We start from the raw sequence: 12,616 nt of genomic DNA on the forward strand, positions 1-12,616 counted from the left end.
TCAGGCCGTCATCGCAGGCAAGCCAGCTCCCACAGTTGGAACGCGGCGTGTCAGGTAGAAATGTGTCGGCTGGCAGGCCGTCATCGCAGGCAAGCCAGCTCCCACAGTTGGAACGCGACGTGTCAGGTAGAAATGTGTCGGCTGGCAGGCCGTCTTCGCAGGCAAGCCAGCTCCCACAATTGGAACGCGGGGCGTCAGGTAGATAGGCGCCGTGGCGGGAGCAAGCTCCCTCGCCACAGGCCCTGCGTGGTACCGCAGCTGTTCATCACAGGGTGTAGGCGATGCCCACCTGCACGGTACGCGGTGCGCCGGGGTAGGCGTAGATATTGCCGAACGCGCCTTCTTCATATTCGCGGTTGAACAGGTTCTTCACATCGAGGTTCAAGCGCACACGCTCATTGACCTTGTAGTAACCGAGCAGGGCGACCACGGTATAGGCGTCCATGGAGAATGCCGTATTGGCGGTCTGGCCGGCGCGTTGGTCGACGTACTTGCCGCCGGCGCCCAGGCCCAGGCCTTTGAGCGCGCCGTCCTGGAACTCGTAGACGTTGAGCAGGCTGAAACTGTTGCGCGGGATGTTCATCAAGCGCGTGCCGGAGCGCAACGTGTTATCACGGGTAACTTCCGCATCTACGTACGCGTAGCCGCCGATCACGCGCCATTCGGGCGTGAGGTTGCCTGCCACATTGAGGTCGAAGCCCCGACTGCGCACCTGGCCGGCCGCGACACTGAAGGTATTGTCCACGGGATCGGTGGTCAGCACGTTCTTCTTCTCGATCTGATAGATCGCCGCATCCACGCTCAACTGCCGGTCCAGCGCCTCCCACTTGATACCCATCTCGTAGGACTTGCCTTTCTCCGGTGCAAAACCACCGCCTTCGCGGCTGGCGCCAGTGTTGGGCTTGAACGAACGCGCAGCATCGGCATAGACCGCGACGGTGTCGGTGAGGTCGTAGATCACACCCACGCGTGGGGTGACGGCGTTGTCGGCGGCCTGCCAGCTTTTACCTACATAGTTCTGGTAATCATGCTCGAAACGCTCGAAGCGGGCACCGGCCAGTACTTTCAGACGTTCAGTGAGAGCAACCTGGTCCTGTACAAAAGCGGCGTAGGTCTTGAGGTTTTCTTTGTCGTGGGTCGGCGTACGGGTCAGTGCCGGACGGGGTTGACCGTACACCGGGTCAAAGATGTCAATGGGATAGGTACCCGCCGCGGCGCTGGAACGCTGGATAATCGACTTGTAGTCGTAGTCCTCGTACTCGATACCGGTGAGCAAGGTGTGATCGAACCCGCCGGTGGAGAAGTGCCCGGTCAAGTTGAGCTGATAGTCCTTGTCGGTCCATTCCAGCTTGCGGTAGTTGAAGTTGCGTTGCAGGGTGCGGCCATCAGCGCCCAGGCTGCCCGGCCCGTTGGCTTCGATGGCATTGCCTTTCAAACTGCCGTCCAACCACTGGAAACCGCCGCCCAGGGTCCAGTTGTCGCTCAGTGCATGCTCGAAACGCAACTGCGCCATGTTGTTGTCGTTGTGCAGCTTGCCGGCGTCCTTGTCGCCCCAGAACGTATCACGCGAGGGCGCGCCGCGCTGGTTGGGGAAGCGCGTCAGGCCGCGGTCCAGCGGGTGGTTGTTGCGCATGAAATCGCCTTCGAAGGTCACCTTGGTGTCATCGGTGGCCTGCCAGGTGATCACCGGCGTCACGCCGTAGCGTTCCGTCTCGACGTGATCGCGGAAGGTGTCGCCGCCCTCGCCCACCACGTTCAGGCGATAGGCCAGGCGGCCTTCCTCGTCCAGCGGGCCGGAGGCATCCAGGGTGCCGCGCTTCATGCCCTGGTCATTGAGCTGGCTGCCCAGGGTGACGGTGCGTTCAGCCAGCGGCTGCTTGGACACCACGTTGAAGGTACCGCCTGGGTCGCCACGGCCGTAGAGCATGGTCGCGGGGCCGCGCAGCACTTCCAGACGCTCGATGGTGTTGGCGTCCGGCATGTTCGGGTAACCGCGGTTGATCGGGAAACCGTTGCGGTAGAACTCACCGGTGGTGAAGCCGCGCACGGTAAAGGTGGTCAGGCCCTGGCCGCCGAAATTGTTGGCGCGGCCCACGCCGCCCGCGTAATCGAGGGCATCCTGCAGGCGCGTTGCACCGAGGTCTTCGACCACGTCCTTGGACACTACGCTGATGGACTGTGGAGTTTCATGAATGGCGGTGTCGGTGCGCGTCGCACTGGCTGAACGTGTGGCGTGGTAGCCCTGCACGGGGCCTTGGGCCGACTCAAGGTCAGCGGTGGCGGTGACATTGGTCGCTTGCAGCTCGATACTGGCGTTCTCGGCAGGTGCCTGCTCTGCCCACGCGAAGGGGGAAAACGCCTGGAGCACACAGATGGAAATCAGAGTACGACGCATGGGTGTAGAACCTAGTGAATGAGCCAGATGGGACGGCAAACCTGCCAAGAATTCGCGGCGCATCATATATCAGCGGATTCTCGTTTGACATCGATTCTCATTTGTTATTTTTCACCGCGTAGGTCGCCAAAAGCGACAGGCGAAAAAAAGCCACTCAATCGAGTGGCTCATGCAACGCGCAGGCGTACCTCAGCGATAGCGTTCCAGCCAATGCGCGTAAGGCGCCGGCAAGGTCCAGGAGGACTTGTCCACGCCCAGCTCCTTGGCAGCAAAGTAGGCCCAATGCGGGTCGGCCAGATGCGCACGCCCTACCGAAACCAGGTCCAGGTGCCCGGCCTGCAAAGCGCCTTGGGCCAGTTGCGGTGTGCCGAAGCCCCAGGCCGAGGTCACCGGAATACCGGCTTCACGGCGTACCCGCTCAGCAATCGGGCCCATGAAGGCCGGGCCCCATGGGATGTTGGTGTCAGGAATGGTAAAGCCGACGCTGACGCTCAGCAGGTCCAGGCCACCGTCCTTGAAACGGCGCGCCAGTTCAATGGACTCGGTGAGGGTCTGCTCATCACGGCCGTCGTATTCGATCACGCCGAACCGGGCGGTGAGCGGCAGGTTTTCCGGCCAGACTTCACGCACCGCAGCCAGGGTTTCGAGGAGGAAGCGGCTGCGGTTGTCGAAGCTGCCACCGTAGGCATCGGTACGCTGGTTGGAATGCTCGGAGAAAAAGCTCTGACCCAGGTACCCGTGGGCGAAGTGCAGTTCGATCCATTCAAAGCCGGCATCGCGAGCGCGGCGGGCGGCGTCGACGAAGTCCTGCTGCACGCGGGCGATGTCTTCCAGGGTCATGGCACGCGGTACGTTGGGCAGGTTGGCACCGAACGCGATGGCAGAGGGGGCGATGGTTTCCCAGCTACGGGCATCAGAGGCCGGGATGTGGTCATCACCTTCCCAGGGGCGATTGGCACTGGCTTTGCGACCGGCGTGGGCGATCTGGATGCCCGGCACCGAACCTGCGGCCTTGATGGCTTTGACCATGGGCACGAATGCCTGGGCGTGGGCGTCGCTCCAGATCCCGGCGCAGCCTGGGGTGATGCGTCCTTCAGGGGCGACCGCGGTGGCCTCGACCACCAGCAGGCCGGCACCGCCACGGGCCATGCCGGCCAGGTGGACGTGGTGCCAGTCGTTGACCATGCCGTCGTCGGCCATGTATTGGCACATCGGGGGGATAGCAATGCGATTGCGCAAGGTCACATCTTTGAGTTTGAACGGTTCGAACAAAGCCGACATTGAGAACTCCAGGAAGGGGTGGGTGATTCGATAGTTCGATGGTAATCGAACTATGGTATTGAACGCTACCCCCCTGTTATCATCCGCCCCATGCGAGCCTTCAAACACCCTACCCCGCAAGAATTGACGCTTGAGCGTGTGCTGTACGCCTTGAGCGACCCCGTGCGCCTGGACATCGTGCGCTACCTGGCCAACGTGCCAGAGGCCACCTGTGGCGAACTGGACGGGGGGCGGCCCAAGTCCAGCATGTCCCATCACTTCCGGGTATTGCGCGATGCCGGCCTGGTGCACACCCGCAATGTGGGCACCACCCATATGAACTCGTTGCGCCGTGACGAGCTGGAAAGCCGCTTCCCTGGGTTGCTGGCGAGCGTGTTGTCACAGCGCTAGGCGCATAACTTCGACGCGACGCCGGGCCTGTGGCGAGGGAGCTTGCTCCCGTGACGGCCTGCCAGCCGGCGCCAATCTACCTGACACCCCGCGGTCTACATGTGGGAGCTGGCTTGCCTGCGATGACCATAGGTATCTACACAACTTTGTGGGTTGTAACAGCAGACGGTAAGCACGATGCGAAGCGAGTCGCTCTTGATCTGCTTTTGATCTTAGGCGCCCCGTTAAACCACGCTGGCCGGAATTCGACAGGGATTTGGGGGGTAAACCGGCAGGGATGCCGGTTTAGCCGCCCCGCGCCATGGATGGCGCGTGGCGGCGGCCCCCCAAATCACTGGCGGATTACGGGCACACCGAGCCCAAGCGAGGTGCCGAGTGGTGGGGCATGAGCGTTTTGCTTACTTTTGCGCTTTTCAAAAGTGAGCCGCCGTCAGGGCGGAACCCTAGGTGGCCGTTACCGGAGGAATGGATATGTACTCGGTATAACGGTGTCGACTGTGAGGCCGTCTTCGCGAGCAAGCCCGCTCCCACAGGTTGATCGCAGGGTGTCAGGGTAGATTGGCATCGGCTGTCAGGCCGTCACGGGAGCAAGCTCCCTCGCCACAGGTCCAGCGTCGCCTCGAAGTTGTGTAGATACCTATGCACTAGACGCCAAGCCTCAGGACAAGACCGCCTTTAACAGCGCGCCGTCCAGGTGCACACAGTCCTTGCCATTGCGCTTGGCGCCGTACAGGTTCTTGTCCGCCATCTTGAGTACGGCCGACAACTCGTCGCCTGGCGAAAAACGCGCCATCCCCGCGCTGCAGGTGTAATGGTGGGGCGCAGGCACGCTGCTGCGGATCGCCTGCAACAAGTCCAGGGCATAATCACAGGCCACCTCCACATCGTCGCCCTGCAGTAACACGCCGAACTCTTCCCCGCCGATCCGTCCAAAGCTGTGGCTGCCTTTGGCGTTTTTCAGGCACAGGGCCATGGCGCGCAGAATCTTGTCCCCCACGTCGTGGCCATACAGGTCGTTTTTTTCTTTGAAACTGTCGATATCCAACATGATGAAGTAGCCGCCCTGCTCCCCACCGAGCAACTTCTCGAAGCTCTGCATAAAAGCGCGCCGGTTGAGAATGGACGTCAGGTAGTCGGTCTCGGCCAAAGCGCGAAACTCGCTTTCCACCAGCAATACCGAACGCAGGTTCTTCAAGTAGGAATAACTCAAGATAAACCCGATGGACACCGACGCCGCGCAGAACAGCAGCAAATACACCTCGGTGCCAGCGTATATATCCGCCTGCATGGGTGGCCACAGGATCAGCCAGATCAATAGCGCATCGGCCAGATAATCCTGGACACTGATAAACAAGATCGCACTGCCCACCACCAGGGTCACCGCCAACGGCAAGCCATAGATACGCAACTCTGCGTGCATATGAATCAGATAAGCGAAGCCGACGGACAACAACACCATATAGGTGACTCCCAGCACTCGCCAGAGCAGAAAGTTCGTGGTGGTGGCATGTACCCGGCAAACAATCAGCAGGCCCATCGTGACGGCCAACATATAAAAATCCAACTTCAGGGCCGCAGGAATCAGGAGCATGCCGACCCAGGCAATAATCCCGACCCATTCGGCTTGGGTCACCGCAGGTGACAACAAACTGCGCATTCTGGGCCGCAACTTCAAGTTAGCAGGCATCCTTACGCTCCCATCTCAATAGCATGCAGGCCCATCGCAAATGAAAAGGCCATGAACCGCTTTACCAGGCTGGCAAAGGGTGGCAGAACTTCCAGCCGGGTTTTGGAGTGGGCTTTGAAATAACCCTTTTCGACCCCCTCCTGCACCATACGGATAATGTGGGTCTTGGACACGGAAAGTTGCTTGGCCAAGGCCAGGTAGGAAGACGACCGGAAGGTGGCGCGGTCGTTCTCAGGGGCAAAGGCATCGTTGTAGATCGCCAGCATCAACAGATGGCCGGCATCGCGTTTCACCAGCCAATAACATTCGGGCAGCAAGACATCCACCGTCAACTCGGCCGCGAGAATCATGGCAAAACCCTTGAAATAGAGCGCCAGGAACTCACGGTCATCCAAGTCACGCATCTGCCGGAACACTTCCCGTTCGGGGTAGAGCAGCGCCAACGACTCCGTGAGGGCGGTGAGCATCAACCGCGCTTCGCGGCAGGCTTCATCCGAGGGTGCATACACCCTGAAGCGACTGTCTTCGGGGTGCGGCGCAACCTCCATGAAACCCAGAGCCCGGAATAGCAAAAAAATCGATTCCAGGCTGTTTTTCGAACAATATTTGCGCGTTACGCACAAGGCTTTAACTTCTGCCAACAACGGCAGCGGTGTGGAAAAGTATTGGCTCAATAATGCAAACGACACCATCAAGCGGCTGTATTTAAGGGCACTCTTGTAGAAAAACGGTCGTCTCGAATAGGGCACGAGCAGCACGTGGTAATGCGCTCTCATGCACGATTCAAAATCCTTATGACGTTCGAGCGCTTGCGCGGTATTACACATAGCCAACTTCAACGAACTGACACGCATGAAAGAGCCCTGATCATCCAACTTGATGCCACTGATCTCAGCTACGAAATCCCTGCAGCCCGGCCCCAAAACAAATCACTTCAAAATTCCTGCCATTAATGGCTTTTTGCCTCGAACGCAATGTACAGCGATTGCCGGACAAGACGTCATCAGTACCAAAGTTGTTCCACCGTCAAATGCCCCGTGGCACACACTTACGCGCAACCTTTGGTTACATTCTCTCCGCCTGGCGGTTAGAGGACTAATCGATTCAGCACACTGCGAACCTTCCTTCCTCGACGGCGTCGTAACAGGGGATTGTTGCCAACCGCCCGCCGCGAGGTTCTCGTTTGAAAGCTGCCCTTCTGAAGAAATACCGCCTGATCATCAAGACCATGGGCTATGTGGGCTGGGCGTTGTTCTGGCTGTTGTTGTGGGATGTGGCGGTGACGGTGGATTTCATGCTGTTTCTCACCGCCAAGATCAATTTGCCGCTGATGCCCCTGACCTTGCTCGGCTCGGCACTGGTGGTGCTGATCAGTTTTCGCAACAGCAGCGCCTATAACCGCTGGTGGGAAGCACGCACGCTGTGGGGTGCGATGGTCAACAACTCGCGCAGTTTTGCCCGACAAGTACTGACCCTGCTCGATGACGCCCCCGGTGAGGTGAACCCGGTGAAGTCGACGCTGTTGCGCCGTCACGTGGCTTACGTCAATTGCCTGGCTGCGCACCTCAAGGGCCAGCCGTGCCCGGAGGAAGTGCGCGCCTTTATCCCCGCCGAAGAATTTGCCCGCAACGGCGCCACCAATAACTTCGCCAATGACATCCTCACCGGCTCGGCCTCGTTGCTGGCGCGCGAATACCAGGCCGGGCGCCTGGACAGCATCCGCCTGGCGCGGTTGGAGTCGACCCTGGTGGACCTCTCCAACGCCCAGGGCGGCATGGAGCGGATTGCCAACACGCCACTGCCCTACCCTTACGTGTACTTCCCGCGGCTATTCATTTCGTTATTCTGCCTGATCGTGCCGGTGGGCCTGGTGGAATCGCTCGGTTGGTTCACGCCGTTGGCCTCCACGGTCGTGGGCTTCATGCTGCTGGCCATCGAACGCATCGGCACCGACCTGCAAAGCCCGTTCAATTCCAGCGAACACCAGATCCAGATGGAAAGCATCTGCGAAACCATCGAGAAGAACCTGCAGTCGATGCGCCGCGATGCCCTGGTCGGTGACCCGATCGCCTGATTCCCCCTGCTCAAGTGCCAACTCCCTCGGCCGATATACCGAGGGTACGCATGGCCTCGCCTCTCACAAAAACGCCTGCGACACGCAGCACCAAATTTTTCTCCCCTTGCCAAAACTATAAATACCCGCGGGTGAAGTCATGAATATCAAGCAGAAGCTGACATGGGCGTTTGCGGCCATCGCGTGCGTGCCGGTCATCCTGGTCGCCATTATCGTGGTGCTGAACCTGCGCGAGGGTGCGCTGGCCAACTTCCTCGACAGCAGCGGCCGCGAGATCCGCCAGATCGACAATGGCATGCAGCAGTTTTTCGATGGCATCAGCCAGAATGTCGACTTCGTCGCCAAGGACCCGCGCGTGATCGCGGCCAAGCACCTCAAGAACTACGCCGGCGCCGATGCGGCGCAAATTCCGCTGACGCCGACCAACACAGAGCTGCTGGCGATTTTTGATCAGTTCGCCAAAAGCCACCCCAGCACCGCCTACCTGTCCCTGGGACTGAGCGATGGCGGCTACGCCAGTTGGCCGGACGACGCCAAACTGACGCAATACGACCCGCGCACCCGCCCCTGGTACCAGGCCGCCATCGCAGCGCCAGGCAAGACCGTGCGCACAGGCGCCTACTACTGGGCCCCGGACGATGTGGTGCTGATCGGCACCGTGCGCACCGTCGCGGATGCCACGGGTAACGTCCTTGGGGTGGTTGGCCTTGACGTGTCGCTCAAGCAACTCACCGAGCTGGTGCGCACCATCAAGCTGGGCGACAGCGGCTACCTGATGCTGGTGGAAGCCGACGGCAACGTGCTGGTGGACCCCAGCGATGCCACGCACAACTTCAAGCCCCTGGCGGGCCTGGGCGCGAACTACGCCGAACTGGCCAAGCACGGCGATGGCGTGACCGAAGTGAGCATCGATGGCGTGGCCTACATGGCTAACGTGGTCAGTTCCAAAGACTTGGGCTGGCGCTTTATCGGCCTGATCAAGCGTGACGAAGTGATGGCGGGCGCCACCCGCCTGACGTGGTTGATCGCTGCGATCGCCGCCGTACTGGCCGTGGTGTTCGCAATCGTCGGTGCCAGTTTCGCCCGTGTGATCGTGCGTCCGATTCGCGGTGTGGCCGACGGCCTGCAGGAAATCGCCGAAGGTGAAGGCGACCTCACGCGCCAGCTCAAAGTGCAAGGCAAGGACGAAACCGCCAGCCTGGCCGGCTGGTTCAACCAGTTCCTGAGCATGATCGCGCAATTGGTGCAGCGCATCGGCAACGCCTCCTCAGACCTGCAAACCGCCGCCGCCGACACCAGCGCCGTGGCCAACAATATGAACCAGGCCGCCGGCCGCCAGCGCGAAGCCGTGGAACTGGTGAGCACTGCGTTCAACGAGATGGTTGCCACCGCCAACGAAGTCGCGCGTTCATGCAGCGCCGCCGCCACGAGTGCCGATGAGGGCTATCGCGACGTGCACACCGGCCAGCAGCACATCGGCGAAGCCACCGGCAGCGTGCTCAAGCTCAGCGAAGACCTGCAAAAATCCACACAGACCATGCAGTTGCTCGAGCAAGACAGCCAGAACATCAACACCATCCTCGATACCATCCGTTCGATTGCCGAACAGACCAACCTGCTGGCGCTCAACGCCGCGATCGAAGCTGCCCGCGCTGGCGACCAGGGCCGCGGCTTTGCGGTGGTCGCCGATGAAGTGCGTGCACTGGCGCGTCGCACCGCCGACTCCACCGGCGAAATCGACAGCCTGCTGGGCAACCTCGCCCGCCGCACCCAGGAAGTCACCCAGCAGATGCAAGGCAGCTTGCTGGTGTCCAACACCAGCGTGGAGCGCATCCAGCAGGCCCGTGACAGCTTTGACAAGATCCGCGGCTCGGTGGATTCGATTCGCGACCAGAACACTCAGATCGCCACCGCCGCCGAAGAGCAGCACCAGGTGGCCGAAGAGATCAACCGGCATATCGCGCAGATCCACGCTGACGCGCAGTTGGTGGAAGGCTTTGCGCATTCGGCGCAGACCGGTTCAGGGCGGCTGACTGATATTTCCGGCCAGCTCAATGGGCTGGTGGGGCGCTTCAAGTTCTGATGCCCGCCCAATAAAGGCAGCGCTGTACCGTGGCGAGGGAGCTTGCTCCCGCTGGACTGCGTAGCAGTCCCAGTCTTTTAAATTAAGAGCGGGGCCGCTTCGCGCCCCAGCGGGAGCAAGCTCCCTCGCCACAGGGTACGCGTCGCCGGGTCCATCTATGCCGCCTCAGACGCGGCCCTGCCCATCATCGCAGTACCTGCAACAGTCTATTGCAGGACTCAAATGTACTAACCGGTTACTTATCTTGCTAAAATCGCGTCTTTGCCCTCTCTCACTCGAGTCCATTCGACATGAAACGAGCATCGCGCGCCGCTGGCGTCTCTAGATTCTTACTCCTGGGCCTGGGCGTCGTCATCGCCCTGCTCGGCCTTGCGCTTGCCGTCGGCGGCGCCAAACTGGTCAGCCTGGGAGGCTCCTGGTACTTCCTGCTCGGCGGCGTGGCCATGGCCATCTCCGGGCTGTTGATTGCCCGCTGCAAGCCTGCCGGCGCCTGGTTGTTCGCCGCGTTTCTAGTGGCTACTGCCGTGTGGGCGGTGGCCGACGTGGGCGTGGAATACTGGCCGCTGTTCTCGCGACTGTTCATGTTTGCGGTGATTGGCGTGGTGGTCGCGCTGGTGTATCCGTTGCTGGCCGGCAAATCGGCGCGGGGTGCCTATGGCGTCGCCGCCGTATTGGCGCTGGGCGTGGCGGTGGCGGCGGGCAATATGTTTGTCGCGCACCCAAGCGTTGCGCCCACCGGTGCAGGCCCGGGCGTCACCCCGGTGGCTGCGGCCGATGCGCAGAAAGATTGGGCCCACTACGGTAATACCGAAGGTGGCAGCCGTTTCGCCGCGCTGGACCAGATCAACCGCGACAACATCGACAAGCTCAAGGTCGCCTGGACCTACCACACCGGCGACGTGGCCATCAGCGACGGCAACGGTGCCGAGGACCAACTGACGCCCCTGCAGATCGGCAACAAAGTGTTTATCTGCACCCCGCACAACAACCTGATCCCGCTGGATGCCGACACCGGCAAAGAACTGTGGAAAAACGAAGTCAACGCCAAATCGGCAGTGTGGCAGCGTTGCCGGGGCATGGCGTATTTCGACGCCAGCGCGCCGATTGCCCAGCCGACCCAGCCCGACAGCTCGCCGGTCCTGGCCGCCAGCGTGCCCGCCGGTGCGCAGTGCCAGCGTCGCCTGCTGACCAACACCATTGATGCACGCCTGATCGCCGTAGACGCCGACAACGGCAAGTTCTGCGAAGACTTCGGCACCCACGGTCAGGTGGACCTCAAGGCCGGCCTCGGCAATGTGCCGGACAGCTACTACCAACTGTCCTCGGCGCCGCTGATGGCCGGTACCACCGTCGTAGTCGGCGGTCGCGTGGCAGACAACGTGCAGACCGATATGCCCGGTGGCGTGATCCGTGGCTTTGACGTGATCACGGGTCAAATGCGCTGGGCGTTCGACCCAGGCAACCCTGAAGACAAGCAGGCCCCGACGGGCGACGCCACCTACGTGCGCAGCACCCCGAACAGTTGGGCGCCGATGTCTTACGACCCGCTGATGAACACGGTCTTCCTGCCGATGGGCAGCTCGTCCACCGATATCTACGGTGTGGAGCGCACCCAGCTCAACCACAAATACGGCGCTTCGGTGCTGGCACTCGACGCCTCCACCGGCGCCGAGAAGTGGGTCTACCAGACGGTTCACAACGACCTCTGGGACTTCGACCTGCCAATGCAGCCCAGCCTGATCGACTTCACCCCGCCCGGCAGCGACAAGGCTGTACCGGCCGTGGTCATCGGCACCAAGGCCGGGCAGATCTATGTGCTCGACCGCGCCACCGGCAAGCCGCTGACAGACGTGCAGGAAGTGCCGGTCAAAGCCGCGAACATTCCCAACGAGCCGTATTCCCTGACCCAGCCGAAATCCGTGGGCATGCCGCAGATCGGCGCGCAAACCCTCACCGAGTCGGACATGTGGGGCGCGACGCCGTATGACCAGTTGTTGTGCCGCATCGACTTCAAGGGCATGCGCTACGACGGCCTGTACACCGCGCCGGGCACCGATAAATCCCTGAGCTTCCCCGGTTCCCTGGGCGGCATGAACTGGGGCAGCATCTCCACCGACCCGGTGCACGGTTTTATCTTCGTCAACGACATGCGCCTGGGCCTGTGGATCCAGATGGTACCCTCGCAGAACAAGGCCCAGACCTCTTCCGGTGGGGAAGCGCTGAACACCGGCATGGGCGCCGTGCCGCTCAAGGGCACGCCGTACGCGGTGAACAAAAACCGCTTCCTGTCGGTGGCCGGCATTCCGTGCCAGGCACCGCCATTCGGCACCTTGACCGCCATCGACATGAAGACGCAAAAGGTCGCCTGGCAAGTACCGGTGGGCACCGTTGAAGACACCGGCCCCCTGGGTATCCGCATGCACCTGCCAATCAAGGTAGGCCTGCCGACCCTGGGCGGTACGCTGTCCACCCAAGGCGGCCTGATCTTTATTGCCGGCACCCAGGACTTCTACCTGCGCGCCTTCAACAGCGGCAATGGCGATGAAATCTGGAAAGCCCGCCTGCCCGTCGGCAGCCAGGGTGGGCCGATGACCTACGTGTCGCCGAAAACCGGCAAGCAATACATCGTCGTCACCGCCGGCGGCGCACGCCAGTCCACCGACCGTGGCGACTACGTGATCGCCTACGCCCTGCCGTAACCGCCCT

Annotated in this window: 7 protein-coding genes and 2 pseudogenes; 5 read left to right on the forward strand and 4 right to left on the reverse strand. The window is 61.4% G+C overall.

The features are described 5' to 3' along the window. Positions 1 to 265: 265 nt before the first annotated feature. The gene (locus AC07S6_RS05165; protein ID WP_495111854.1) at positions 266 to 2,395 is read right to left on the reverse strand and encodes a TonB-dependent siderophore receptor; all 2,130 of its coding nucleotides are present in this window, start codon (positions 2,393 to 2,395) and stop codon (positions 266 to 268) included. Positions 2,396 to 2,584: 189 nt separating this feature from the next. Then, entirely contained in the window at positions 2,585 to 3,676 is a 1,092-nt protein-coding gene (locus AC07S6_RS05170) for an NADH:flavin oxidoreductase/NADH oxidase (RefSeq protein WP_054895667.1), read from the reverse strand. A gap of 90 nt (positions 3,677 to 3,766) precedes the next feature. Here AC07S6_RS05170 and AC07S6_RS05175 point away from each other — a divergent pair, with 90 nt between their 5' ends. Beyond that, positions 3,767 to 4,066: an ArsR/SmtB family transcription factor gene (locus AC07S6_RS05175; protein WP_320747603.1), complete on the forward strand. Its 300-nt coding sequence runs from the start codon at positions 3,767 to 3,769 to the stop codon at positions 4,064 to 4,066. A 658-nt stretch (positions 4,067 to 4,724) separates the two neighbouring features. On the opposite strand, the gene AC07S6_RS05180 is transcribed toward AC07S6_RS05175, so the two are convergent. Next, a complete protein-coding gene (locus tag AC07S6_RS05180) occupies positions 4,725 to 5,753 on the reverse strand; it encodes a GGDEF domain-containing protein (protein ID WP_495111855.1) in 1,029 nt (342 codons plus the stop codon). A 2-nt stretch (positions 5,754 to 5,755) separates the two neighbouring features. Beyond that, complete coding sequence (locus AC07S6_RS05185; RefSeq protein ID WP_169922168.1) at positions 5,756 to 6,607, reverse strand: hypothetical protein; 852 nt, start codon at positions 6,605 to 6,607, stop codon at positions 5,756 to 5,758. A gap of 329 nt (positions 6,608 to 6,936) precedes the next feature. Between AC07S6_RS05185 and AC07S6_RS05190 the strand changes: the two genes are divergently transcribed. The 4 genes and pseudogenes from AC07S6_RS05190 to AC07S6_RS05205 all read left to right on the forward strand — a co-directional run bounded on the left by AC07S6_RS05190 (position 6,937) and on the right by AC07S6_RS05205 (position 12,609). After that, a complete protein-coding gene (locus AC07S6_RS05190) occupies positions 6,937 to 7,827 on the forward strand; it encodes a bestrophin family protein (protein ID WP_003190542.1) in 891 nt (296 codons plus the stop codon). A 139-nt stretch (positions 7,828 to 7,966) separates the two neighbouring features. Further along, a pseudogene (locus AC07S6_RS05195) lies at positions 7,967 to 9,046 on the forward strand (HAMP domain-containing protein); the annotation flags it as partial. A gap of 327 nt (positions 9,047 to 9,373) precedes the next feature. Next, positions 9,374 to 9,910, forward strand: a pseudogene (locus AC07S6_RS05200) (methyl-accepting chemotaxis protein); the annotation flags it as partial. Between the two features lie 290 nt (positions 9,911 to 10,200). Continuing rightward, positions 10,201 to 12,609, forward strand: coding sequence for a glucose/quinate/shikimate family membrane-bound PQQ-dependent dehydrogenase (locus tag AC07S6_RS05205; RefSeq protein WP_495111856.1), 2,409 nt, complete (start codon positions 10,201 to 10,203; stop codon positions 12,607 to 12,609). The last annotated feature ends 7 nt before the right edge of the window (positions 12,610 to 12,616 follow it).

The organism is Pseudomonas sp. GW821-FHT07B01 (assembly GCF_059419065.1).